Raw genomic sequence first — 24,448 nt, forward strand, 5'->3', positions numbered from 1 at the left:
CATGTTTGATGTGGCGCTGCGCCGGTTGGTCGACCCTGCACTTATCCGCATGGCGGGATGGGTCGCGCGCACCCGCATTTCAGCAAATTTGCTGACGATCAGCGGCGCAGGGCTTGCGCTAGGCGGGGCTTTTTTCATCACCCAATTAAATTTCACGGCGGTGTTGGGCTTTATCTTGCTGAACCGGATCGTTGACGGGTTGGATGGTGCGGTGGCCCGTATTAATGGCCCTACAGAGTTCGGGGGATATCTTGATACCATTTGCGATTATATATTTTATCTTTCTATCCCCATCGCGTTCGGCTTGACGAGCACCATCAACCAAATACCCGCCTTGTTGCTGATCGCTAGCTTCACTTTGACCGCAGTAAGCTTTCTGGCCTTTGCCGCCATTGCCGCGCGGCAGACATCCGGTAACGGCGCGCATGGGCCTAAGGCATTTATCTATTCAACCGGGTTGATGGAGGGCGGGGAGACCATCGCCTTTTTCGTTTTATTCTGCCTGTTTCCGGGCTTTTTCCCGACGCTTGCCGTTGTTTTTGCTGCATTGTGCCTGCTGACAGTTGTGCAGCGTTTCATCCTCGCGGCAAAAAGCTTCGACTAGCCGCGCTGCCAGCGGAACCAGCGTTCGGCCCATTTCAACAAGCCCACAGGCTTGCGCGCGAGGCCAAATTGCCCGGCCGCATATTTGTTCGCCTCCGCCCATGTGGGATAAGGGTGAATGGTCTGGAGGATTTTGCGCAAGCCCATATTGTGCTTCATCGCAAAGGTCACCTCGGCGAGAATTTCGCCTGCATTCTGACCAATGATTGTCGCGCCCAATATCCGGTCGCTGCCCGTTGCGGTTAGGATTTTGACAAAGCCATGCGCCTCGCTTTCGGCAATAGCGCGGTCAAGGTCATCCAGGTCATAACGCGTTATGTCAAAGGAAAGACCCTGCGCTTCGGCTTCGGCTTGCGTCAGTCCCACCGTCGCCAACTCCGGTTCGGTATAGGTCACGCGCGGTAGGACTCGGTAATCAGTGCGGTATTTTTTGAAAGGTCGCGCCAGCGCGTTTACGCTCGCATACCAGGCCTCATGACTGCCACCATGGGTGAGCTGCTGATGCCCCGCGACATCGCCTGCGCAAAGGATATGCGGCAAGTTAGTGCGCAAATATACATCGTTTTCCAACCGCCCATCGATGATCAGGCCAAGCTCTTCCAAACCAAAGCCCGCCACGCGGGGTGTGCGTCCAACGGCGATAATGATGTCATCATAAGCAAGTGTGATTTCACCGTCCGGTCCAGTCGCGACCAAATTCTTGCCCTCTGCAAACCGCAGCGCGCGATGGTTATTAAGGACCGTGACGCCTTCGGCTTCCAAACGTGCCGTCACCAACGCAGCGGCGTCCACATCTTCTTTCAACAGCAAGCGTTCGGCCATTTCGACGATGGTAACATGCGACCCCAGCCGCTGAAATGCCTGCGCCAATTCGCAACCGATTGGCCCGCCGCCCAAGATCACAAGCCGAGCTGGCGCAGTGGGCCGCGAGGCCATGGCGTCCCAAAGCGTTTCGCTGGTCAGATATCCGCTACGCTCAACGCCGGGCAGCGGCGGAATAAACGGCGCTGCGCCTGTAGCGATAATAAACGATTTCGCCGTCAACCGCCGGGCGCCATCAATCTCCACCGTCCATGGGTCAATGAAGCGGGCATAGCCCTTCACACAGTCAACCCCAAGGCCCGTAAAGCGTTCGACACTGTCATGTGGCTCAATGGCGGTGATGACATCCCGCACGCGGCGCATAACAGCAGGGAAGTCAATGTTGGGTGCGCCAACGTCAATGCCAAAGCGGGCAGCATCGGCAATTTGGTGCGCGACCTTAGCGCTTTTGATCAGCGCTTTCGACGGCACGCATCCGGTGTTCAGGCAATCGCCGCCCATCTCATGCGCCTCGATCAAGGTCACTTTGGCCTGCACCATTGCCGCGATATAGGCCGAGACAAGACCCGCAGAACCCGCGCCAATGACAATAAGATTGCGGTCGAACCGCTTGGGCTTTTGCCAGCGTTCAGCCACGGCTGCGTTTCACCACGGCCACAATAGCCTTTGCCGCCCAAGGAAAGAGCGCGAGCGCGACAAAAGACGCGATGAGCGTTGGCGACAATAAACCAGCGGTGCTTTCGATACGGCTGATCTGCGTGCCCGCATTCACGAACACGATGGTCGCAGGTAACATGCCCAACTGGCTGACCCAGAAAAATGTCCGTGTTTTTATCCGCGTCAGGCCCATTAAAAGATTGATCACGAAAAATGGAAATACAGGGATCAGGCGCAGTGTGAAGAGATAGAAAGCGCCATCCTTTTCAAGGCCGTCATCAATCGCGCGCAGACGTTCGCCAAATTTACCTTGAACCCAGTCACGCAGGACAAAGCGGGCACTCAGAAATGCCAATGTTGCCCCCATAGTGGAGGCAAAGGAAACGATGATTGTGCCCATAAGCACACCGAACAACGCGCCCGCAATCAATGACATGATCGCCGCACCGGGAATCGAAAGCCCCGTCACCGCGACATATAGGATGAAGAACCCAGATATATAGAGGACGGGATTGGCGTCCTTTGCCGCGACGATATCCGCTTGGCTGGCCTTGAAGTTTTCGAGGCTCAGTATCTGACCAAGGTCAAAAACGAAATAGGCGACAATCGCGCCAAGCAGAACAAGGACCAATATAGCTTTTTTAATCATGGTCCCTGCTCAATATGATCTTATTGTTTAAACCTTGCCGAGGATCAAAACGGTACGTCGTCGTCAAGGTCGTTATCGAAGTCACCGCCGCCAAAGCCGCCTGATGATCCGCCGCTGCTGCTGCCGCTTGCGCCCCAATTATTATCGCCTGATGCGCCACCAGAGGACGCGCCGCCACCCCAGCTATCACCGCCGCCGCCTGAACCGCCCTTGGGACCGTCCAGCATAACCAGCTTGCCATCAAAACCGGCAACCGAAACTTCGGTCGTATAACGGTCATTGCCGGATGCATCCTGCCACTTGCGCGTGCGCAACTGGCCTTCAATGTAAACCTTGCTGCCTTTTTTCAGGAAGCGCTCTGCCACGCCGACTAGGCCGTCCGAATTCAACACAACGCTATGCCATTCGGTGCGCTCTTTTTTCTCACCCGTCGTGCGATCTTTCCAATCCTCCGACGTCGCAATGCGCAAATTGCAAATGCGGCCACCATTCTGGAAGGATTTGACTTCAGGATCTGCGCCCAAATTGCCAACGATGATGACTTTATTGACGCTTCCCGCCATGTTCCTGTCCTTTGAATAAATTTTTCTGTCGGACTGCTATAAGCCGAAGGAACGCGCTGTCCAATATGTAATCCCCGCAGCCGCATACGCCAGCGCAAAAAGATAGCTGACCATGAAGATGGGCCATTTCCAACCATTGGTTTCCCGCCGTGTCACGGCGATGGTTGATATGCATTGCGGCGCAAAAACAAACCAAGCGAGGAAAGCCAAGGCCGTCGCCAGCGACCAGTCCGCCGCAAGCTTTGGACCAAGGCTAGTCGCTGCGGCGTCTTCGTCCGCGGCGTCAATGGCATAGACTGTGGCAAGCGCCGATACCGCAACTTCGCGTGCAGCCATTGCAGGAATGATCGCTAGGGCAATGTCATGGTTGAAACCGATGGGGCTAACAATTGGTTCAAGCCCATCAGCGATGCGGCCTGCAACCGAATATTCGACTTGCGAAACATTGCTGCCATCTGGTGCTTTGGGAAAGCTTAACAACGCCCATAAGATAACCGTTGCGGCAAAGATAATCGTCCCCGCGCGGCGCAGGAAGACCCATGCGCGCTGCCACAGGTTGATCGCAATGTCGCCGGGGCGTGGCCATTGGTAACGTGGCATTTCAATGAGGAAACTGCTTGTCCGGCTCTGCGTCACAAAGCGTTGGATGGCCGCTGCGGCTAACATCGCGCCTAATATACCTGCGATATATAGACCGAATAGGACAAGGCCCTGAAGCCCGATGCCGAAGCCAACACTAGACGCCGGAATGAACGCGCCAATAATGACGGTATAGACAGGCAGGCGCGCCGAGCAGGTCATCAGCGGTGCAATCAGGATTGTCGCCAAGCGTTCTTTTTGATCCATGATCGTCCGTGTCGCCATGATACCCGGTATCGCGCAGGCGAAGGATGATAATAAGGGAATGAAACTGTGCCCCGACAGGCCGACTGCGGCCATCATACGGTCCATCACAAAGGCAGCGCGGGTCATATAACCCGATGCCTCAAGCAACAGGATGAAGAGAAACAGTATCAGGATCTGCGGTAAGAATACGACAACAGAACCAACGCCGGCGATGACCCCATCGGTTAAAAACGAGCGCAGCAATCCGTCGGGCATGACAGTTTTTATGCCATCGCTGAGCCAAGCAAAACCGCCTTCAATCCAGCCAATAGGCGCTTCAGACCAACCGTACACCGCCTGAAACATCAAGAACAACAACGACAGCAATATGACAACGCCGCCCACCGGGTGCAGCAGAATCGCGTCCAGCCTGCGTGTCCATTGGCGGCTAGCGGTTTCGCTGATGATGGCTGCGCGGGCGATGTCGCGCGCCCGCTGATTCTGGGCGCCAAAGGATGCCGCAACGGGTTCCGTCAACGGACGCGGTGCTTTGAGTGTTTGCTCAAGCTGCGCCATCAACGGTTCAAGCCCGCGACGGCGAACCGCAACGGTTTCAATCACGGGCACGCCAAGCGCGTGGGCCAGAACCTGCGCATCGAGCCGAAGACCGTCGCGCTCGGCTAAATCGATCATGTTCAGCGCGACCACAGTCGGCAGGCCTTGCGCAATCAATTCAAGCGCAAAGCGTAAATGATTGTCGAGATTGCCGGCGTCCAAAACAATGACCAAAGCGTCAGGTCGGCGGTGCCCCGCAAGATTGCCCAAGACAACATCGCGCGTGACGGCTTCGTCAAGGCTGTCGGGATCCAGACTATATGCGCCGGGCAAGTCGATCATTTCGACCGGACGCCCATCGGCAAAGGACGCGCGACCGGATTTCCGCTCCACAGTCACGCCGGGATAATTGGCAATTTTCTGCCGCGCACCGGTCAGCGCATTGAACAAAGCGCTTTTACCCGCATTGGGGTTACCGACCAATGCGACGAGAGGCGGCATTTGTGTCATACGGATATCTCGCAATCAATCGCAGCGGCCACCTTCGTGCGCAAAGCCACCGTCATACGGCCAATGCGGACCGCCAATGGATCGCGCCACATCAATATGCCCTTATGCAGCGCCTCTATTGTCACCCCGGGCTCGAAACCAAGCGAGCGCAAACGATGCGCCTCTTGATCAGGCAAGGATTCCCAATCAATGGCCCGAATGACGGCGATTTGGTTCAACGGAAGATGATCAAGTTGCACGGGCGCTATTTGCAACCGATTCGCAATAACATCAATAGCGATTTGTGTTAGCGCGCCGGATAACGCAGCCGGCCGATGAAGCGCGAGAGGCTTGGCGTGAATTCCTTGCGCTGCTTCGCCTGAAATTTCACCTTTTCAATCTGCATCACATTGTCGATCCGCCGGTCCAGAAATGCGCGGGTGTCGACGAAGTTTTCGCTGTCGTCATTGACGAACACGCTCAAGGTGCTTCCATATACCGCCGATAATGACATACGCTTGGTATAATGGTTGAGGTCGGTGGCGCTATCGCCCGCCAACCGCCACATACGATCTGCCGAACGCCAGCCCATTTTCGCGGCCCGCGCGAGATTTGTCGGCATTGCCATGATTGCAAGCGCGCGGCGCAACGATTCCCGGTCAGGCGCCATGATCTCCAGCCGAGTCGCAAGTAAAGCGGTGATCCGGTCGCGGATCTTCATCGCATTTAGTTTTTCGGCTGGTAGGCGGCGTGCAAGTTCCAAATCAACGCCTTCAGCCCATGCGTCAATCATGTCGATGGCCTTGCCCTTGAACGCCAACATAGCAACGTCGCGGTCCACACCCATCTCCTCTGCGGCGGCATGGACGGCCGCTTCGGACCATCCGTCAAAGCCAGCATGGCGGCCAATGATTGGCCCAAGGGCGACGCGAATTTCGTCAAGCGTCGGGTCAGCAGGAAGAGCGTTTTTAGACATAGGCAACATGTAGGCGTTCGGCGCGTTCAAGAAAAGGTCTATTGCTTACGCACGAGAACCAACGCGATCATGATCAGCGCGCTACCCACAAAATCCATCGCCGTCAGCATTTCGCCAAATGCCAGCCAACCAGCCGTCGCCGATAAGGCGGGCTGCAGCAGTAATGCGAGGCCAATCACCAATGGGCTAAAATGCGGCAATGCATAAGTGAGACAACCCTGGCCGAAAAATTGCGAGGTGAAGGCGAGCAGTAAGACAGGCCACCAAAGCGTGGGGATGATCTGTTCGCCTGCAAACACGGCGCCGGCCAAAAGGACGACCGCCGCCACGGCACTGGCCATGCCAAGCGCGCCCCAGCTTTCGGTATTTTGCCGCATCTTCATCATCAGCACCAAATAGACAGTATAGGTTAGTCCAGCGCCAAGCGACAAAAGGTCGCCCGTAAAGTGGCGCGGCGACAGTTCCAAACTTTGCCCCATCAATAATGCCGCGCCGACAAAGGCGAACAAAACGGCCATGCCTTCCCATTTCGACGGCATTTTGCGCGCAACAATGACACCATAAATGACCAGCAAGAGGCTCGCGCAATTCGCGAACAGCGTCGCATTGGCCATTTTTGTCTGAAAAATGCCAATATGCCACAAGATGATATCAACGCCGAAAAACAGCCCTGCGACGAGAGCGATCCAATAAGTCGGGCGGCTGACCGCAGAAAAGCGGAAACCAAAACGATAGCCAAGGAACAGCAAAAATGGCGTCGCCAGCGCTAAACGCCAGAATCCGGTCGCGATCGGACCACTATCGGCAAAGCGCACAAGCAATGGCCCAAAAGCTATCGCGATGTTACCCGCAAGCAAGGCGGCGAAGGCGAGCACGCTTGGTGATTGCTGATGGAAAATCTTCTGCTGCATAAACCCCCGTTGCAATTTGCAACTTTCATCCGCATCTTGACTTCAAAGCAACGCCTTAATGACAGGAAATCGAATGACTGCAACTTTGTTCGACCCGATTACACTTGGTGCTATCTCCGCACCTAATCGCATATTGATGGCCCCATTGACGCGCGGACGGAGTGAAGGCGAACATGTACCCCTGTCCGATTTGAAGGCCGAATATTACCGTCAACGCAGCAGCGCAGGACTGATCATCGCAGAAGCAACTGGCATAAGCCAAGAAGGCCTTGGTTGGCCGTCGGCGCCCGGCATCTGGTCCGACGCGCAAATCACAGCATGGAAACCCGTAACGCAAGCCGTCCATGACGCCGGAGGACGGATCATCCTGCAATTGTGGCACATGGGCCGCCTTGTGCACCCGGATTTCCTGGGCGGCGCGCCATGCGTTTCGGCTTCGGCCACCACTGCGCCTGGCTATGCGCATACCGCGGAGGGCAAGAAGGAATATACCGAAGCCCGCGCGCTGGATATCTCGGAAATACCGCGCATCGTGTCGGATTATGTCAACGCCGCGAAAAACGCGATGACCGCAGGTTTTGACGGCGTGCAAATTCACGCGGCCAATGGTTATTTGATTGACCAGTTCCTGCGCGATAACACCAATTTGCGCACCGACGATTATGGCGGCGCGATTGAAAATCGCATCCGCTTGCTGCGCGAAGTGACGCAAGCCGTGGTGGACGCCATCGGTTCAGATCGGACATCGGTTCGCTTGTCCCCCAATGGGGAGACCCAAGGCGCAGATGACAGCAACCCTGTGGCATTGTTCACCGCTGCGGCTGCGGCGTTGCAGGATATCGGCATCGCCTTCCTAGAGCTGCGCGAAATCAAACCATATGGCAATTTCGGACAAACCGAAGTGCCGCGCGTGTCGCCTGAGATCCGTAAGATATTCAAAGGGCCGCTGGTGCTTAACCAGGAATATACTAAGGAATTGGCAGACGCCGATCTGGCCTCGGGCCTTGCGGATGCGATCAGCTTTGGCCGTCCGTACATCAGTAACCCCGATCTTGTGGAACGGTTGCGCATTGGCGCGGAACTGACGCCGGATAATTTCAAAACCTGGTATGCGCCCGCTGCGGAAGGATATACGGATTATCCTTTCCTTGATCAGGCGGACGCATAACGCACATGATACAGGCGGGGCTTGGCCAATATGCAATAGCCATCCCTGCCTTGCTGCTTGTGCTGCTCGCAAGTGCCGAAGCGATCTGGCCCCGCCGCGCGCTGGTGCTGGGTCGAAATCCACGATGGCGGACGCACGCATTATTCTTCCTGAGCAACGCCGTTGTGGGCCGATTATTGTCCTTTCTGGTCGTGGTCGGCGTGGCGGCAAATTGGGCAGAGGCGCATCATTTTGGCGCGCTGAATCTCGTGGTCTTGCCCTTTTGGATTGAGGGCGCAATCGCCTTTATCATTCTCGATTTTGCAGTCTGGTTTCAGCATTTTTTGATGCATCGCAGTCCGCTGCTCTGGCGTATGCATGCTGTGCATCATAGCGACCGCGATCTGGATGTTACCACGGCACTTCGGTTTCACCCGTTTGAACTGATTGTCTCGACATTCTATAAATCCGCCATCATCGCTTTGCTTGGCGTGCCCTTGATGGTCGCACTTGCATTTGAATTATGGCTCAATGCCAATGCTTTATTCAACCACAGCAACATCCGCTTGCCCCGCAAGCTTGACCGCATCTTGCGACTGTTTTTGGTAACGCCCGACATGCATTTGGTGCACCACAGCACTTTGGTCGATGAACAAAAACATAATTTTGGTTTCGCGCTGACGGTGTGGGACCGCGTGTTCGGTACCTATCGCACGGAGTCCATTTTGGGCGCCGATAGTCAGAAAATAGGCTTGGCCGAGATAGACGATGCCCGTCCGTCAGCTTTCATCTGGAGCATGAAACAACCCATGACGTAACGGAATTTAACGCCGTCTTGACCAACGCGATTTTCCGGAGCATTTTCAACATAGGGAGAGTTGAAATGGCCAAAATACGCAAAATAATATTGGGCAGCGTTGCCGTTGTGGCGATAGGTGCAGGGCTAACCTACGGGTGGCAGCAATATCGCGACGAAAGCATCATGGCCGATTCACGCGAAGCGCAAATATCGTCCGATGCGGAAGTCACTTCTGGCCCTGCCAACACTTTACTTTGGGGCGACACCCACCTCCATACATCCAATTCCATCGATGCCTTTGGTTTTGGCGTAAAACTTGGGCCCGAAGAAGCGCTGCGTTTTGCGCGTGGGGAAGAGGTTATGTCCACTGGCGGGATGAAGGCCAAGCTGGAACGTCCGCTTGATTTCCTTGTGATCGCGGACCACTCCGGCGGCCTTGGCGCCACCAAGGCTTTATACGACGCGCCAGGATTTCTTATCCGCGACCCAACGCTAAAGCGCTGGCATACCGAAATGCATAAGGGGCAAGAGGGCATGCAGCGCGTGACTGGCGAGCTCATCGACCGTGTGGGCCGCAACACGCTTCCCGCTGCGCTCACTAACCCAGAAAGGCAGCGTAAGACAGCGACCAACATCTGGACGGGTCATAGTACGCTTGTCGAACGCTATAATGAGCCTGGCAAGTTCACCGCCTTCATGGGCTTTGAATATACATTGATGCCCGGCGGCAATAATTTACACCGCGTCGTCATGTTCCGTGATGGCAAAAGCCGCACCGACAAGGTTCTGCCCTACGATCCTGGCCAAGGCGATACGCCGGTCAGCCAATTGTGGGACTATATGGACAATTATGAAAAGGTCACGGGCGGCAAGGTTTTGGCGATCCCACATAACAGCAACCTGTCCAATGGCCTTATGTTCGAACTGGTTGGCCCAGATGGCGGCCCTATGACTGCGGCCTATGCACGCCGCCGTGCCGCCCGCGAGCCAATAACCGAAATCACGCAAATTAAGGGCGATAGTGAATCGCATCCGTTTTTGTCGCCGAACGACGAGTTCTCCGGTTTCGGCACCGCGGGCTGGGACCTTGGTAATTTGACCATGCAGGCCGCGAAGAAACCGCAGGATTATGCCGGCGAATATATTCGTGAGGCGTTAAAGCGCGGCTTGGCAATTGAGGCGCGCACTGGCGTGAACCCCTATAAATTTGGTGTCATTGGATCAACCGACAGCCATACTGGGCTGGCGACAGGCGACGAAGACAATTTTTATGGCAAGCATTCGGGCGGCGAACCTAATGCTGACCGCGCTTCGCAGGCCCAAAACCTTGGTACTCGCCAAGGGCGCATTGGTTGGCATTATCTGGCGGGCGGCTATGCCGCCGTATGGGCCACAGCCAATACACGCGCCGCGATATTTGACGCCATGATGCGACGCGAGGTGTACGCCACAACTGGCCCGCGCATGACAGTGCGTTTCTTCGGTGGTTGGGGCTTTAATGACTCGGATTTTGCAGGCGACTGGGTAAAGACCGGATATGCCAAGGGTGTGCCCATGGGCGCAGACCTTAAGCCCGGCAACGGCGCGCCAAAGTTCATGATTTCGGCGTTGAAAGACCCGATGGGCGCAAATCTCGATCGTGTTCAAGTCGTCAAAGGCTGGGTAGATTCTTCTGGCGCATTGCGGGAGAAAGTCTTTGACGTTGTCTGGGGTGATGCCGACAAAAGGCGCAAGGGTGCCAATGGCAAAGTCCCCAAGGTAGGCGACACCGTTAATATCGCGAAGGCGAGCTATACCAACAGCATTGGCGATCCCGAATTGCGGACGGTGTGGACTGATCCGGAATTCAACCGCAATGTTCGGGCATTTTATTATGTTCGGGTCATCGAAATCCCGACGCCACGCTGGGTGTTGTTTGATGCCTTGCGTTATGGTGCGAAATTGCTGCCGGGAACGGAATTAAAGGCGCAGGAACGGGCCTATTCCTCACCAATCTGGTATAATCCCAAAAAGACAAGCTAGGGCGAGAACCTATTCGAAGTCAAAGCCGGATAGCGCGGATTCAGGATCAGATATCCCCATCAAGCGGCGCATAGCCAGCCGCGCGAGCCGCTGCGTTTCGGTTTTACGGCGTGCGGGGGCGAGCGGTAATAATCCTGCAGGTCGCGCGATTTCGGCATCATAAGCGTCGGCAATGATCAATCCGGCGCGTTCGGGCATGAACGCGTCGTTTTGCAGTGGGCCAATGTCAAACCCAGCCGGCACGGCCCAGAAAAAGCGGTCACAATATTCGAGATATTCCGGCCATTTCTGATCGCCCAAAAGATCGGCGCGCGAACATTTGATTTCGACGATGATAATCTCGCCTTTATTGCTCAGTCCCATGAGATCCGCGCGGCGATTGTTGCGCAAGCTGACCTCGGGTTGCACGACAATCTGGTTGCGCAAGAATAACCGCGAAACGCCCCGCGAAACCGCAGACGCACCGGAAATTGAAGGCGTATTAAGGGTTGGATCCATACTGTGCGCTTAGAACAAATAAAGAACAAAACAAAGGCCCCATGCAGGGCCCTTATCGTTTATTCCGGTCGCTACGATCAGCGGTAGAAAATATGATTGTCGACACTGCCAATGCGCGTCAGACGCCATCCTGGCGAAACATGGCGGGCATGGAAGAACAATGCGCCTTCAACTGGGCTTTCCCATGTATTGTCCAGCGCAATATTGCTGATCGCGACGGCGTTGCGCCAATGCTTGCTGTCCATTTGAATAGACGGCAAGCTTGTACCGCGAACGAAGGAAAATTGCCCTTTTTGGAAAATGACGCCGCATAATGTGCTAGGAAAGCGACCCGAATTGGCGCGGGCGAGTATCACGCGCGCCACAGCCAATTGGCCAGCGAGCGATTCACCCTTGGCTTCGAAATAGACCGCGCTGGCAAGGCACCGCTCTTCAGTGCTTAAGCTGTCATCTACAGCTTGCGTGCGCACAAGGTCAGTAAGTGTGGATGCGGTTGCCGCATCAATATCATTGGGGTTTGAAAAGGATTTCGGCAGATCCAGCTTCGCCTGTTCGGCGGTGGTCTGCATTGGGTCAAAAACGGGCGCATTGGCGCTTAGCGGTGCGCTTTGGCCATTACTCAAAACAGCCTTGGTATCAGCAGCAATAACCGAAGAAACCAGTGTACAAGATACGGCTACCAAAGAGGCAACCCGAAAAAATTTCAACATGCAACATACATTAAAGCGGCGGCACCAGCAGACGAAACTTTATTACTTTATCATTGTTCGTCTTTTGTTGTCTCCGACTCGCGTGTTTGTCTGGCCACCCCATATGTGCCCTAAATGACAACCTTCGCTACTCGATGGACGCGCATCTATGGCGCAGCGCAGCAAAGTCAAATAAACATGGCCAATAGTCCGTCCAACCGTGCAGCGGACGCGACATCCAGTTCAAAAACCCACAAATCCGGGTCGCGGGCGCATCGTTTTTGCCAATACTCCTGCACCGCGATCTCGCCCGGCTCTTTCAAATCCACCATCTGCCAAGATGTCTGTCCGTCAAAGGAGGGGTAGCGTTCATATAATTGGGGGTTGGCGCCACGAACCTGTCCGATAAGCAATATCGCACCGGACACGGCATCGCCCTTTTTTAGAACGGTTGCGAAGTCACCTTCGGCTTCCACCATACGCTTGATGGCGGAGATAAGAACACCACTGGCAAGCCGTGGCTCAATCAAGCGGCGTCACGCTCTTCAGACAAGGTCAACACAGCAAACATCGCCGAAGAATCTGCAGCTCCACGCAGTTGTGCACGGAATTTCTCATCGCGGAACAGGCGGGAAACCTCGGCCAATGCCCGCAAATGCGAAGCGCCGTCCTGCGCAGGTGAAACCAACCCGCACAACAAATCAACTGGCTCGTCGTCGACGGCATCATAAGGCACGGGCTTCAAAAGCCGGACAAACACGGCCACGGGCATGTCAATGCCCGAGACTTTGCAATGCGGTATTGCTGTTCCGCCGCCAAAGCCGGTCGGGCCAAGTCGCTCGCGCTCAATCATGCCATCTAGAACGGCATCGGCGTCGACAGAATAATTTTCAGCCGCGATAACCGATAGTTGCGCAAGCAGGTCGGATTTGCCCGAACATAGCATGTCAGCAGCAACGGCTCCCTCAACGAGCCTGGTAGAAAGTCTAATCATATTTTGTTCAAAAGCGCCCAGTGCGACCGCAGCGCAATCCCTAAATATTTGAAATGGTGTAGAAATTAAGTAAATTTGGCCGAGGTCTAAGGTGTAGATTTTGGTTCAACCCACCCGATCGTGCCGTCTTCGCGGCGGTAAACCATATTATGTCGTCCAGTTCCAGTGTTTTTGAACAATAGGGCTGGGGTGTTGCGCAAATCCATTAGCATTACCGCATCAGAAACCGTCGATTCAGGAATATCCACGCGCATCTCCGCAACAATAACGGGCGCATCAGGCAATGGCACTTCTTCTTCACCATCACCCACATCAAACACGGTATAGGCGGCTTCTTCTTGCGCCATCGCATAGGCGGTTTGCACATGACGGTCCTGCAGTCGGCGCATATATCGGCGCAATTGTTTCTCAATGCGTTCTGCGGCGCGATCAAAGGCAACATGCGCATCCTGCGCTTCGCCGCGACCCTTCAACACGAGGCCCTGCATCACATGCATCACAATATCGCTGGTAAAGCCGTCATGTGGCGCGCGGCCAAAGGTTGCATGTGATGACAATGCTTTAGCGAAATGTTTTTCGGCAATGGAACCAAGTCGTGTTTCCACATGGGTCTGGAGCGCTTCACCGGTGTCGACCTGATGTCCTGAAACCCTGATGTCCAATGCCTGTCTCCTTTTTGTTAAAGCGCTGACCCCGGCTGGAGCCAAAGCGCGTCCTTAATCTTGGCAACAAATTCCGCATGGCGCGCCAATTCCTCGGCCGAGGCAGAGTGCGCGCGCGCTGGCCGAAATATTTTAGTTGTCGGCACGCTGTTCACGTCCATTTGGCCTATCATTTTATCAGAGCTCGCATCGTCCGCGAGGCCAAGGCCAATTTGCCGGCCGCCTGTTAGCTCAATATATAGCTGCGCGAGCAGCTCAGCATCCAACAACGCGCCATGCTTGACGCGGTGGCTACGGTCGATGCCATAACGGGTGCACAAAGCGTCCAAAGACAGCTTTGCTCCGGGATTTTTGACCCGTGCCAACGCCACTGTGTCCACCATACGGTCCATCGGCACAGGTGGGCGACCGCATTGCTGCAATTCGTGATTGAGAAAGCCAAAATCAAAGCTGGCATTATGCGCCACGAGCGGGCTGTCGCCCAAAAACTCCAGCAGCTCATCGGCCTTGTCGCCAAAAACCGGCTTGTCAGACAAGAAACGGTCCGAAAGGCCGTGCACTTGCTCGGCGGCAGGTGGCATCGGGCGCTGCGGATTGAAATAGGCATGGTAATGCTTACCCGTCATCACCCGGCTGACCATTTCAATGCAGCCAATTTCGACCATGCGATCCCCAGTTGCAGGGTCAAAGCCAGTCGTTTCCGTATCAAATATAATTTCACGCATTCTGAGAATAGATGTGAGCCTGTTTATGGGCTTATGCAAGTCCCGCACGCAGCATTTTTACAAGTGCACGCACATCCGTCCGGGTTTCGTGGATGTCCTTGCCCGTATCAATCACATGGTCAGCCCGCGCGCGCTTCTCGGCATCATCCATTTGTAATGCCAGAATATGTTCGAACTTGTCCGGTGTCATATTTTCCCTTGCGAGCACACGTTCCCGTTGAACCGGTGCAGGTGCACTCACAACGACCACCCTATCAACCCCAGCCTGCCCACCCTTTTCAAACAATAAGGGGATGTCGAACAATATCATGTCGGCGTCTTGATGTGACGCCAGAAATGCTTTCCGGCGTTCGGCGACGGCGGGATGAATAATCGATTCCAACAATGCCAAACGGTCGCGATCTCCAAAAACAGCAGCGCCAAGTGCTTTGCGGTCGACGCCATCCGGCCCGGTCGTTCCAGGGAAGGCCGATTCAATTGCCGGCACAAGTGCTCCGCCTTCTTTTTGCAAATCATGCACCGTGGCATCGGCATCAAAAACGGGGACACCTTCATCGACAAACATCGACGCGACCGCCGATTTTCCCATGCCGATTGAGCCTGTCAGGCCAATGATCATCGGCTTTTTCATTTCAACAACAATGCCCTCAACGCATCCTCTTTATCTTCGGGCGGGGCAACGCCGAAAAACAATTCAAACGCGATCGCCGCCTGCCCCACCAGCATTTCAAGGCCATCTACCGTTTCCAACTCGCGCGCGCGCGCCGCTTTTAACAAGGGCGTCTCTATCGGCGCGTAGACGAGGTCATAGACAATGGCATGTTCGGGCAAGGGCGAAAGATCGATCTCCAGCGCCTCCTGCCCGACCATGCCCAACGGGCTTGCGTTCACCAGCAACGCTGCATCAGGTAAGCGTGCATCAAACCCAATCACTCTACCTTTCAACCCGAAATGCGCGAGCAATCCTGCCGCCTTTAGAGCATTGCGTGCAACCAAAACGACTTCGCCAATATCCGCCTGCGCCAAGGCAAAGAGCACGGCTCGCGCCGCGCCCCCCGCACCAATGACGATAGCTGTCTCTCCTGCAATAGGGATATCGGCAATGGGGCCATAAAATCCGCCTACGTCGGTATTGGTCGCGACAAGCGCGCCGGCGTCATTACGAAAGACCGTGTTGATCGCGCCGATCGAGTGGCGGACATCGCCGGGATCTGCGACAAAATCGAGCGCGGCAATCTTGTGCGGTATTGTGATGTTGCACCCGCGCCATTCAGAGTCGGCGGCACGCTCGACAAAATATCGCTCGAGATCATCGGTCAGCACCGCATGCGCCCGATAATCGCGGACCAGCCCCAAATGTTGAAGCCAGAAATTGTGTATCAGCGGTGATTTGGAATGCGATATCGGCTGCCCGATCACTTCGGCATATATTGTCATGTTGGTAAAATGCCCCTTATGCGCAGATAATCAAGCAGCGGAAGCAATGGCATGCCGATGATTGTGAACTGACTGCCGCTGACGCTGGCGAACAATTGTGCGCCTTCGGCTTCAATCCGATAGCAACCGACGCAGTGGCGGATTTCATCCCAATAGGTATCGACATAATCGTCGATATATTGGGGACTTAAGTTGCGCATCGTCATTTGCGCGGTGTCTATTATGCGCCAGACAGGCTCGCCTTGCTCGCAGATAACGGCCGCGCTGATGAGCCGATGCACCTTGCCCGACAGCTGCGCCAAATGCGCACGCGCATCATCGGGCGTTTCGGGTTTGTCAAAAATATAACCATCGGGACCAACGCAAATCTGATCACATCCCAACACCATCGCGGTTGGCATTTTGCGGGAAATTTTGCGTGCCTTGGCCTCTGCTAAAGCATCGGCAATATCGCGCGGTTTTGCGCCAGCCTCGGCCAGTGATGTTTTGATGCTCTGTTCATCAACCAAGGCTGGAACCGCTTGTAGCGATACCCCCGCTGCATTCAGCATCGCGATCCGCCCAGCGCTTTGCGATGCAAGAATAAGCGTCACGAATCCCCCAATTGCGCCAGTTCGCGCGCGTTGAACAAATTGATAATCGCCGCGGCACTTTCCTCAATCGACCGGCGCGTCACATCCAATACAGGCCAGCCATTGTCCGCAAACATACGCCGCGCATGGGCAACTTCCGCCCGCACTTTTTCCTCATCAACATAATCTGTATCTGGCGACTGGTTTAGCGATAGCAGGCGGTTGCGGCGCACCTGAATCAAACGCTCTGCGCTTGTGACAAGACCAATGACCATCGGGTGCTTCAGTTGAAATAAAATTGGGGGTGGTGGCGATTCCGGCACGATGGGGATATTCGCGGTCTTATATCCTCGGTTGGCGAGGTAAATGCTCGTTGGCGTCTTTGAGGTCCGCGACACCCCTGCCAATACAATGTCCGCTTCTTCCCAGTTTTGCGCATTAATGCCATCATCATGGGCGATGGTAAACTGGATCGCTTCGACACGCGCGAAATAAGCGGCATCCATAACATGCTGGCGACCCGGTCGTGCTTTCGCTTCTTGCCCTAACATGTTCGACATCGCATCGCTGACCGCATCGAGTGCGGCAACCGCAGGCAAGCCCAATACCCGGCATCGCGTTTCCAATTTACGCCGTGTGTCGCGATTCACCAAAGTGAATAAGACAAGTCCAGGATTGGCGGCCACATCAGTCAATATCCGGTCCAAATGGCTTTCCGAACGCACCATAGGCCAGAAATGCTTGACCACATTTTCTGTGCCGTCAAACTGCGCCAAGGCAGCTTTGGCGATGTTTTCCAAAGTTTCGCCGGTGGAGTCCGATAACAAATGTAAATGAAAGCGCTGGCTCATGGATGACAGTCTTGTTGGCAGGCTGGGGATAAATCAAGGGACAAGTTTTGCATGACGATTTCTTGCCCATTACCCATAATTCACCGCTGGATTCGGACACAGGTTGTCCACAAGCACATTCCAATATGCACAGGCTGTGGATATTGGGGAATAAATTTACGACTCTGGTTCCATCCCTTGGTCTGCGCGCGTCAAGATGTTGGCAATATCCGCAAAAGCTTTTAAGGCCCGAACTATCAACAGCGCATCATCTTTCATCATCCTTTATATAAAATTATATTTTGATTGGATCTCTCGTTTCTATGTCTGCGCAAAGCCCGAAAAAACTGCTAAACGTCCTGCAGGGCAAGCAAGAGGCTATCCCACCCATATGGTTGATGCGCCAGGCGGGTCGTTATCTGCCCGAATATCGCGCATTGCGTGCGGAAAAGGGTGGGTTTCTGGCGCTGGCTTATGACAGCGATGCCGCTTGCGAAATCACGTTGCAGCCAATCCGGCGCTTCGGTTTTGACGGCGCCATCCTGTTTTCCGACATTCTCGTGATTCCACATGCCATGGGGCAGGATCTTTGGTTCGAAACGGGCGAGGGTCCCCGGCTCGCACCACGTTTAGCGGAATCGCGACTTGAGGATTTTGTACCCGCACCCGAACGCCTTGCCCCAGTCATTGATACGGTGCGTAAGGTATCGGCAGGACTGCCACCTGAAACTACCTTCTTAGGCTTCGCTGGAAGCCCGTGGACGGTCGCTACCTACATGGTCCATGGTCAGGGTAGCAAAGACCAAGCGGAGGCCCGTAGAATGGCGCATGCGGAGCCTGAGCGCTTTGGCGCACTCATTGAATCCATCATTTCGGCAACCGTCGATTATTTGGGTGATCAGATCGATGCGGGCGTCGATGCTGTGCAATTGTTCGACAGCTGGGCTGGGTCATTGTCACCTTCGCAATTTGAGAAATGGGTCATTGCACCCAACGCCGAAATCGTTCGCCGGTTAAAGGCACGCAATCCGAACGCCGTCATCATTGGCTTCCCTAAAGGCGCGGGCGGCAAGCTTGCGGCTTATGCTGAAGGGACCGGCGTGGACGCTTTAGGATTGGATGAAACTGTTGATCCGCATTGGGCCAATCGCGAATTGCCTAAGGGTCTTCCTGTACAAGGCAATCTTGACCCGCTGGCGTTGATTGCGGGCGGTGATGTGTTGAAGGACGCCGTGCATAATATCCTCAGCGCGTTTGAAGACCGGCCACATATCTTCAATCTTGGGCATGGCATTTTGCCAGATACCCCCATTGAAAATGTTGAACTGCTTCTTAATCTGGTCCGCAAGGCTTAGCCCATAACGGCCGTTTTTATGACGGAAACTCTATCTGTGTTGTATATCTGGCTGAAATCCGCGCACATTATTTTTGTCATTTTTTGGATGGCGGGATTGTTCATGATCCCGCGTTTCTTCGTCTATCATCAGGAAAGCGCTGAAGGATCAGAAGAGGCAGCCAAATGGGTGGATCGTGAATCTAAGTTGATCAAAATCATCTTGAATCCTTCGATCATTGTGGTCTGGGTCTTGGGTCTTGTTTTGGCCTGGAATATTGGCGCAATGGCGCAAGGTTGGTTCCATGCCAAATTGCTCTTTGTGTTGGGGTTATCGGCCTATCACGGCTGGACTGTCGGCTATGCCAAGAAATTGGCACGCGGCGAAAGGCCGCTAACGGGTAAGCAATTACGACTGTTCAACGAAGTACCTGGTGTTGCCGCTGCGATTATCGTCATTTTGGTTGTCGCCAAACCGTTTTAGTACACCCATGCGCGCGTATATTGAGAACAGTTGACGTCACGCCCACCACCGAGTATTTAACATATCAAGCCCGTCCTGGGCATGCGGCGCGACCGACACAATAACCGCGCTACCAACTTTTCACTATTCAACCGGTTGGCTTTTAAAAATCGGTCACATTATCGGGCGATTTGCCCATCCACAATTGGGCCAAGGGCCCATCCAACGGAATTATCTATGCATTTGAAAGAGCTGAAAAGCAAAAACCCCGCAGACCTTGTATCGATGGCTGAAGAGCTGGGTGTTGAGGGCGCATCAACCTTGCGCAAACAGGATTTGATGTTTGCGATCCTGAAAGAGCTTGCCGAAGATGGCGAGCAGATCATGGGTCTCGGTACGATTGAGGTTTTGCCCGACAGTTTCGGTTTCTTGCGCTCGCCCGAGGCGAATTATCTGGCAGGCCCAGACGATATTTACGTGTCGCCGAACATGGTGCGCCAATTTGGTTTGCGCACAGGGGATACGGTCGAAGGCGAAATTCGTGCACCTAAGGATGGTGAGCGTTATTTTGCCCTGACCAAGGTGATGAAGATCAACTTTGACGATCCAGATGCCGTTCGTCACCGCGTCAATTTTGATAACCTGACGCCGTTATATCCAGATTCAAAGCTGACGCTGGATTCGCTTGATCCGACGGTCAAGGACAAGTCCGCGCGCGTCATTGATATCGTCAGCCCGCAGGGCAAGGGCCAGCGCGCCTTGATCGTGGCGCCGCCGCGCACAGGTAAAACCGTGCTGCTGCAAAATATCGCCCGCGCCATTACCGAAAACCATCCAGAGGTGTTTTTGATCGTTCTTCTGATCGACGAACGGCCTGAGGAAGTTACCGACATGCAGCGTTCGGTGAAGGGTGAGGTTGTATCCTCCACCTTTGATGAACCTGCGACACGTCACGTTCAGGTCGCCGAAATGGTGATCGAAAAAGCAAAGCGCTTGGTCGAGCATAAGCATGACGTTGTCATCTTGCTCGATTCCATCACGCGCCTTGGCCGCGCCTATAACACCGTGGTTCCGTCATCGGGCAAGGTGCTCACCGGCGGTGTCGACGCCAACGCCTTGCAACGTCCAAAGCGCTTCTTTGGCGCCGCGCGAAACATCGAAGAAGGTGGTTCCTTGTCCATCATCGCCACGGCTTTGATCGACACAGGTAGCCGCATGGACGAAGTTATTTTTGAAGAGTTTAAGGGTACCGGCAACTCTGAAATTGTGCTCGATCGCAAGGTCGCGGATAAGCGCATCTTCCCTGCACTGGATGTCGGCAAGTCCGGTACGCGTAAGGAAGAATTGCTGGTCGAGGAGAGCAAGCTCAAGAAAATGTGGGTGCTTCGCCGTATCCTCATGCAAATGGGCACCATCGACGCGATGGAGTTCCTGCTCGACAAGATGAAAGATTCGAAGACCAACGAAGACTTTTTTGACTCGATGAACCAGTAAGTCAGATATTCCGGAGTAATATTGTGATTGATTTTCTCTTGGTCGCATCGACCGTCAATAATCTGGGTGGACCTGCCGATATTTGGGCGGCCATCGTCAAAGATTTTTCGAACATTACCGAACCTGCGGCTTTTGCGGCCTTCATGCAGGTTTTGTTGATCGATCTGGTGCTGGCGGGCGACAATGCCATCGTTGTCGGCGCCTTGGCGGCAGGCTTGCCTGCGGATCAGCGTAAGAAAGTCATCCTCATCGGCGTCCTCGCGGCTCTGGTGCTGCGCATCATCTTTGCGCTTATGGTGACATGGTTGCTGGGTATTGTTGGTCTGGTGCTCGCAGGCGGTTTGCTGCTGCTGTGGGTCGCCTGGCGCATGTACCGCGACATTAAAGGCCATGCCGGTGAATCCCCTGGCTCGCCTGAAATCGTCGGTGACGAACATTCGGGCATAAAGTCGACCAAAACCTTTGCAGGTGCCGCATGGGGCGTTGCTGTCGCCGATGTGTCGATGAGCCTCGACAATGTTCTGGCGGTCGCAGGCGCGGCGCGTGAACATCCCGGGATTCTGATCGTCGGCCTGATTTTTGCGGTCGCCCTCATGGGTGTCGCCGCCAATATCATTGCCCAATATATTGAACGCTATCGCTGGATAGCGTGGGTCGGCTTGGTGGTGATCGTCTATGTCGCAGGCAAGATGATTATCGAAGGCTGGAACGAAGTGCAGCCTTACGCCATGAGCTTTGCTGGCCTATAAATTATAAGGGCTCCTTGTACGGGAGCCCTTATTGTTCCAGCTTAATTTAGGCCAAATGCTCGGCGAAAAACGCAGATGTGCGGGCATCTGCTAGTTCTGCGCCTTCCACATTTCGGCGATTGCCCATTTCGGCAGCAAAGCCATGGTCGAGCCCCGCATAGTCATGCAGCGTCACCTTCGGATGATCGCCAAGGCCTGCATGAATTGCGGCCTGCGCCTCTGGCCCGACCAAATGGTCCGCAGTTGGAATATGCAGCATCAATGGATGGGTGATGGCGTGGCTTTCGTCCAACATCTGGTCGATCATCACGCCATAATAGCCGACCGAAGCGCTGATGTCGGTTCGTGCGGCCGCCATGTAGGCGAGCCGTCCGCCTAAACAATATCCCACACAACCAACCTTTTCGAGCGGGGTATGGCCGGACAGGCCAGAGCGGATCGCGTGAATAACCGCCTCAATATCGCGCACACCATCATCGGCGTCATATTGCCCGAAATAGCCAAATGCTTCCTGAAGTTCCGCCTCAACATCGGGGTTTAATTCTACCCCCGGTTCAAAGCGCCAGAAGATGTCTGGCGCAACCGCCAGATACCCCGCCGCCGCCAGTAAGTCGCACTTCTGCCGAATGCCTGCATTCACTCCGAATATCTCTGGAATAACGATAATCGCGGCGCGCGCCTTGTCCGATGGCGCCGCGACATAGACGGGAAATAGGGCGTCCTCGCCCAGCGCATCAATTTTCACATAGTCACCCATATCTGCTCCTTGGCGGATATTCTCCGCAATTGCGTGATTCGACTTAGCCTATATAGTGGCGTCCTTGGCAAATAGGAGGGCGCGGCCCATGAAGATGAACATTGAAATCGATTGTTCCCCCGAAGAGGCCCGGGCACTGCTTGGATTGCCCGATGTCACAAAAGCAAATGAGGCTTATGTTGAAAAAGTCACCAACCTCATGAATGGCGCAGGCGGCATTGACCAATTGCAGGAGCTTGGAAAGCAAATCGCACCCATGGGGCAAATGGGTCTGCAATTATTCCAGCAATTGATTGAAACAGGCGCCAAGGCCGCCATGTCTGGCCTGAACAAGAACGACAAAAAATAGCTTCATGACGACACCCGCTGACACGATTTTCGCGCTGTCCAGCGGCGCGCCGCCCGCTGCTATTGCCATAATGCGTGTCAGCGGGCCTGCGGCGTTTGATATATTGCGCGGCCTGGCTGGACGGGTCCCACCGCCGCGCCGGGCGTCTGTGTGCACCCTGCGCGCGCCAGACACGCAAGAAATGTTAGATCAGGCGCTGGCGCTGGTCTTTCCCGGTCCAGACACGGCAACGGGCGAAGATCTGGTTGAGCTCCATCTCCATGGTGGCCGCGCCGTGGTGCGCGCCGTTGAAAATGCGATTTCCCATTTCCCCGGAGTCCGACGCGCGGAGGCTGGCGAATTTACCCGCCGTGCCTTTGCCAATGGCCGCATGGATTTGAATGAAGCCGAAGGATTGGCGGATCTGTTGTCGGCTGAAACCGAATGGCAACGGCGCGCAGCCACCCAAATGTTTGGCGGGGCATTCAGCGCGGCGATCGAGGAGTATCGGCAAGAGGTGCTCCGATTGTCTGCGCTCACCGAAGCGGAGCTTGATTTTTCGGATGAAGGCGATGTGGATTCACAAAATAATGTATTAATTACAGATGGTTGCAAAAAATTACAGCAACAAATAGGACAATTACTGGCCAGTCCACCTGCCGAAAAGTTAAGGGATGGGTTGCGCGTCGTCTTGGCCGGTCCACCCAATAGTGGAAAATCGACCTTGTTAAATGCGTTGGTTGGGCGGGAGGCGGCCATTGTCTCTGATATCGCCGGAACCACGCGCGACATGATAGAAGTGCCCGTGGCTGTTGAAGGGGTGGCGTTGTTGTTCACGGACACGGCCGGGCTGCGCGACGATAGTCCCGACGCTATCGAACGCATCGGCATTGACCGAAGCCTCGCCGCGATGCAGCAGGCAGACATATTGTTATGGCTTGGTCTGGAAGGCACAGGTCCAGAACATCTGCATCTAATTGAAATATCAGCAAAAAATGATATTTCGGATTATGTAGCGAAGTCGCCGAACGCACTTTCGGTGTCCGCCCAGACCGGTGCTGGCATAAGCGCGCTTCTCCACATCGTGGCGGCACGGGCCAAGACGCTTCTGCCGCCGCCGGATCAGTTTGCCATCAATGCGCGGCAAAGAATGTTATTGGCAGACGCCGCCGGGGCATTGGCCGCGTGCAGCAGTTCCGAAGACTGGTTAATCATTGCAGAAAATCTCCGGCAGGCAAGGCGCGCACTTGATGCCTTGACGGGTCGTGCGCACACCGAAGATCTGCTCGACACTGTCTTTGGAAAATTCTGCGTGGGAAAATAGCCTGTTTCACGTGAAACAGATCAGCACTCTTTTTTGACCATCGGACATAGTTCGTATATGCGCGACGCATGACGACCAATTTCGACATCATTGTGGTAGGTGGCGGCCACGCAGGCACAGAGGTGGCCGCTGTTGCTGCCCGCATGGGTTTGCGTGTGGCTTTGGTCAGCTTTGACAAGGCCATGATCGGTGCCATGTCCTGCAATCCGGCCATTGGCGGCTTAGGCAAAGGCCATTTGGTGCGGGAAGTTGACGCCTTTGATGGCTTGATCGGACGTGCGGCCGATGACGCCGCGGTGCATTATCGCATGCTCAATGCATCAAAAGGCGCGGCTGTGCAGGGGCCACGCATTCAAGCGGACCGCAAATTGTTCAAGGCGTCGATTCAATCGCAACTTGCGGGTTTGGCGAACTTACACATAATTGAGGGCGAGGCGGCCGCCCTGCATTTTCTTCCAAATGCCCCGACACGCGTTGCGGGCTTGGTTTTGGGGGATGGTTCTATCATCACCTCTGCCGCGGTGGTTTTGGCCACCGGAACCTTTCTGGGCGGTAAGCTATTTCGGGGCGAAGAG

At 54.8% G+C, this 24,448-nt stretch carries 29 protein-coding genes; 11 read left to right on the top strand and 18 right to left on the bottom strand.

Going from position 1 to position 24,448, the window contains the following annotated elements:
* The first annotated feature begins 1 nt into the window (after position 1).
* Entirely contained in the window at positions 2-604 is a 603-nt protein-coding gene (locus ACILP4_RS08105) for a CDP-alcohol phosphatidyltransferase family protein (RefSeq protein ID WP_395620228.1), read from the top strand.
* Here the strand turns inward: ACILP4_RS08105 and ACILP4_RS08110 are convergent.
* From ACILP4_RS08110 to ACILP4_RS08140, 7 genes are read right to left on the bottom strand one after another with little or no spacing between them, the layout of a single operon-like run.
* Positions 601-2,061 carry a dihydrolipoyl dehydrogenase family protein gene (locus tag ACILP4_RS08110; protein ID WP_395620229.1) on the bottom strand — a complete coding sequence of 487 codons (1,461 nt, stop codon included), beginning with the start codon at positions 2,059-2,061 and terminating at the stop codon, positions 601-603. The genes ACILP4_RS08105 and ACILP4_RS08110 overlap by 4 nt on opposite strands.
* Positions 2,054-2,731 (bottom strand): TVP38/TMEM64 family protein, encoded by a 678-nt coding sequence (locus ACILP4_RS08115; protein ID WP_395620230.1) that lies wholly within the window; start codon positions 2,729-2,731, stop codon positions 2,054-2,056. The genes ACILP4_RS08110 and ACILP4_RS08115 overlap by 8 nt, the downstream gene beginning before the upstream one ends.
* Positions 2,732-2,775: 44 nt before the next feature.
* On the bottom strand, positions 2,776-3,294 hold the full coding sequence (gene ssb, locus ACILP4_RS08120; RefSeq protein ID WP_395620231.1) for a single-stranded DNA-binding protein: 519 nt from the start codon (positions 3,292-3,294) through the stop codon (positions 2,776-2,778).
* 36 nt (positions 3,295-3,330) lie between these two features.
* Entirely contained in the window at positions 3,331-5,184 is a 1,854-nt protein-coding gene (locus tag ACILP4_RS08125) for a ferrous iron transporter B (RefSeq protein WP_395620232.1), read from the bottom strand.
* Positions 5,181-5,423, bottom strand: a complete 243-nt coding sequence (locus ACILP4_RS08130; protein WP_395620233.1) for a ferrous iron transport protein A — start codon at positions 5,421-5,423, stop codon at positions 5,181-5,183. Before ACILP4_RS08130 ends, ACILP4_RS08125 begins: the two co-directional genes overlap by 4 nt.
* Positions 5,424-5,470: 47 nt before the next feature.
* On the bottom strand, positions 5,471-6,139 hold the full coding sequence (locus ACILP4_RS08135) for a COQ9 family protein (protein ID WP_395620234.1): 669 nt from the start codon (positions 6,137-6,139) through the stop codon (positions 5,471-5,473).
* Positions 6,140-6,177: 38 nt separating this feature from the next.
* Entirely contained in the window at positions 6,178-7,050 is an 873-nt protein-coding gene (locus ACILP4_RS08140; RefSeq protein WP_395620235.1) for a DMT family transporter, read from the bottom strand.
* A 73-nt stretch (positions 7,051-7,123) separates the two neighbouring features.
* Here ACILP4_RS08140 and ACILP4_RS08145 point away from each other — a divergent pair, with 73 nt between their 5' ends.
* The 3 genes from ACILP4_RS08145 (at position 7,124) to ACILP4_RS08155 (ending at position 11,018) form a co-directional block, all read left to right on the top strand.
* A complete protein-coding gene (locus tag ACILP4_RS08145) occupies positions 7,124-8,218 on the top strand; it encodes an alkene reductase (RefSeq protein WP_395620236.1) in 1,095 nt (364 codons plus the stop codon).
* Between the two features lie 5 nt (positions 8,219-8,223).
* Positions 8,224-9,015: a sterol desaturase family protein gene (locus ACILP4_RS08150; protein WP_395620237.1), complete on the top strand. Its 792-nt coding sequence runs from the start codon at positions 8,224-8,226 to the stop codon at positions 9,013-9,015.
* A 65-nt stretch (positions 9,016-9,080) separates the two neighbouring features.
* Positions 9,081-11,018 carry a DUF3604 domain-containing protein gene (locus tag ACILP4_RS08155; protein ID WP_395620238.1) on the top strand — a complete coding sequence of 646 codons (1,938 nt, stop codon included), beginning with the start codon at positions 9,081-9,083 and terminating at the stop codon, positions 11,016-11,018.
* Positions 11,019-11,027: 9 nt separating this feature from the next.
* Here the strand turns inward: ACILP4_RS08155 and ACILP4_RS08160 are convergent, their stop codons facing one another.
* The 10 genes from ACILP4_RS08160 to ACILP4_RS08205 all read right to left on the bottom strand — a co-directional run bounded on the left by ACILP4_RS08160 (position 11,028) and on the right by ACILP4_RS08205 (position 17,446).
* Positions 11,028-11,516 (bottom strand): MmcB family DNA repair protein, encoded by a 489-nt coding sequence (locus ACILP4_RS08160; protein ID WP_395620239.1) that lies wholly within the window; start codon positions 11,514-11,516, stop codon positions 11,028-11,030.
* 77 nt (positions 11,517-11,593) lie between these two features.
* On the bottom strand, positions 11,594-12,226 hold the full coding sequence (locus tag ACILP4_RS08165) for a cell wall hydrolase (protein WP_395620240.1): 633 nt from the start codon (positions 12,224-12,226) through the stop codon (positions 11,594-11,596).
* A 167-nt stretch (positions 12,227-12,393) separates the two neighbouring features.
* Entirely contained in the window at positions 12,394-12,735 is a 342-nt protein-coding gene (locus ACILP4_RS08170) for a DUF1491 family protein (protein ID WP_395620241.1), read from the bottom strand.
* Positions 12,732-13,199: a PTS sugar transporter subunit IIA gene (locus ACILP4_RS08175; protein WP_395620242.1), complete on the bottom strand. Its 468-nt coding sequence runs from the start codon at positions 13,197-13,199 to the stop codon at positions 12,732-12,734. Before ACILP4_RS08175 ends, ACILP4_RS08170 begins: the two co-directional genes overlap by 4 nt.
* An 86-nt stretch (positions 13,200-13,285) precedes the next feature.
* Complete coding sequence (gene hpf, locus ACILP4_RS08180; protein WP_395620243.1) at positions 13,286-13,861, bottom strand: ribosome hibernation-promoting factor, HPF/YfiA family; 576 nt, start codon at positions 13,859-13,861, stop codon at positions 13,286-13,288.
* 17 nt (positions 13,862-13,878) lie between these two features.
* Positions 13,879-14,586: a DNA polymerase III subunit epsilon gene (gene dnaQ, locus ACILP4_RS08185; protein WP_395620244.1), complete on the bottom strand. Its 708-nt coding sequence runs from the start codon at positions 14,584-14,586 to the stop codon at positions 13,879-13,881.
* A 31-nt stretch (positions 14,587-14,617) separates the two neighbouring features.
* Complete coding sequence (gene coaE, locus ACILP4_RS08190) at positions 14,618-15,217, bottom strand: dephospho-CoA kinase (RefSeq protein WP_395620245.1); 600 nt, start codon at positions 15,215-15,217, stop codon at positions 14,618-14,620.
* Complete coding sequence (gene aroE, locus ACILP4_RS08195) at positions 15,214-16,023, bottom strand: shikimate dehydrogenase (protein ID WP_395620246.1); 810 nt, start codon at positions 16,021-16,023, stop codon at positions 15,214-15,216. The genes coaE and aroE overlap by 4 nt, the downstream gene beginning before the upstream one ends.
* Positions 16,020-16,616, bottom strand: coding sequence for a Maf family protein (locus ACILP4_RS08200; protein ID WP_395620247.1), 597 nt, complete (start codon positions 16,614-16,616; stop codon positions 16,020-16,022). Before ACILP4_RS08200 ends, aroE begins: the two co-directional genes overlap by 4 nt.
* The gene (locus tag ACILP4_RS08205) at positions 16,613-17,446 is read right to left on the bottom strand and encodes a pyruvate, water dikinase regulatory protein (protein ID WP_395620248.1); all 834 of its coding nucleotides are present in this window, start codon (positions 17,444-17,446) and stop codon (positions 16,613-16,615) included. The genes ACILP4_RS08200 and ACILP4_RS08205 overlap by 4 nt, the downstream gene beginning before the upstream one ends.
* A gap of 302 nt (positions 17,447-17,748) precedes the next feature.
* Between ACILP4_RS08205 and hemE the strand changes: the two genes are divergently transcribed.
* The 4 genes from hemE to ACILP4_RS08225 all read left to right on the top strand — a co-directional run bounded on the left by hemE (position 17,749) and on the right by ACILP4_RS08225 (position 21,464).
* Positions 17,749-18,780: a uroporphyrinogen decarboxylase gene (hemE, locus tag ACILP4_RS08210; RefSeq protein WP_395620249.1), complete on the top strand. Its 1,032-nt coding sequence runs from the start codon at positions 17,749-17,751 to the stop codon at positions 18,778-18,780.
* Between the two features lie 18 nt (positions 18,781-18,798).
* Positions 18,799-19,242: a CopD family protein gene (locus ACILP4_RS08215; RefSeq protein ID WP_395620250.1), complete on the top strand. Its 444-nt coding sequence runs from the start codon at positions 18,799-18,801 to the stop codon at positions 19,240-19,242.
* A 216-nt stretch (positions 19,243-19,458) separates the two neighbouring features.
* Positions 19,459-20,715, top strand: coding sequence for a transcription termination factor Rho (rho, locus tag ACILP4_RS08220; protein WP_295498691.1), 1,257 nt, complete (start codon positions 19,459-19,461; stop codon positions 20,713-20,715).
* A gap of 23 nt (positions 20,716-20,738) precedes the next feature.
* Complete coding sequence (locus ACILP4_RS08225; RefSeq protein WP_395620251.1) at positions 20,739-21,464, top strand: YjbE family putative metal transport protein; 726 nt, start codon at positions 20,739-20,741, stop codon at positions 21,462-21,464.
* Between the two features lie 46 nt (positions 21,465-21,510).
* Here ACILP4_RS08225 and ACILP4_RS08230 read toward each other — a convergent pair whose 3' ends face one another.
* Positions 21,511-22,221, bottom strand: coding sequence for a dienelactone hydrolase family protein (locus tag ACILP4_RS08230; RefSeq protein ID WP_395620252.1), 711 nt, complete (start codon positions 22,219-22,221; stop codon positions 21,511-21,513).
* A gap of 88 nt (positions 22,222-22,309) precedes the next feature.
* On the opposite strand from ACILP4_RS08230, the gene ACILP4_RS08235 reads away from it, so the two are divergent.
* From ACILP4_RS08235 to ACILP4_RS08245, 3 genes are all read left to right on the top strand, one after another.
* Entirely contained in the window at positions 22,310-22,570 is a 261-nt protein-coding gene (locus tag ACILP4_RS08235) for a DUF6489 family protein (RefSeq protein WP_295498703.1), read from the top strand.
* Positions 22,571-22,574: 4 nt separating this feature from the next.
* Positions 22,575-23,873, top strand: coding sequence for a tRNA uridine-5-carboxymethylaminomethyl(34) synthesis GTPase MnmE (gene mnmE, locus ACILP4_RS08240; protein WP_395620253.1), 1,299 nt, complete (start codon positions 22,575-22,577; stop codon positions 23,871-23,873).
* 68 nt (positions 23,874-23,941) lie between these two features.
* A partial coding sequence (locus tag ACILP4_RS08245; protein WP_395620254.1) for an FAD-dependent oxidoreductase occupies positions 23,942-24,448 on the top strand: 507 nt, incomplete at its 3' end.

Origin of the sequence: Sphingorhabdus sp., assembly GCF_044239045.1 — a bacterium.
In the GTDB taxonomy this organism is placed as follows: Bacteria; Pseudomonadota; Alphaproteobacteria; order Sphingomonadales; family Sphingomonadaceae; genus Sphingorhabdus_B.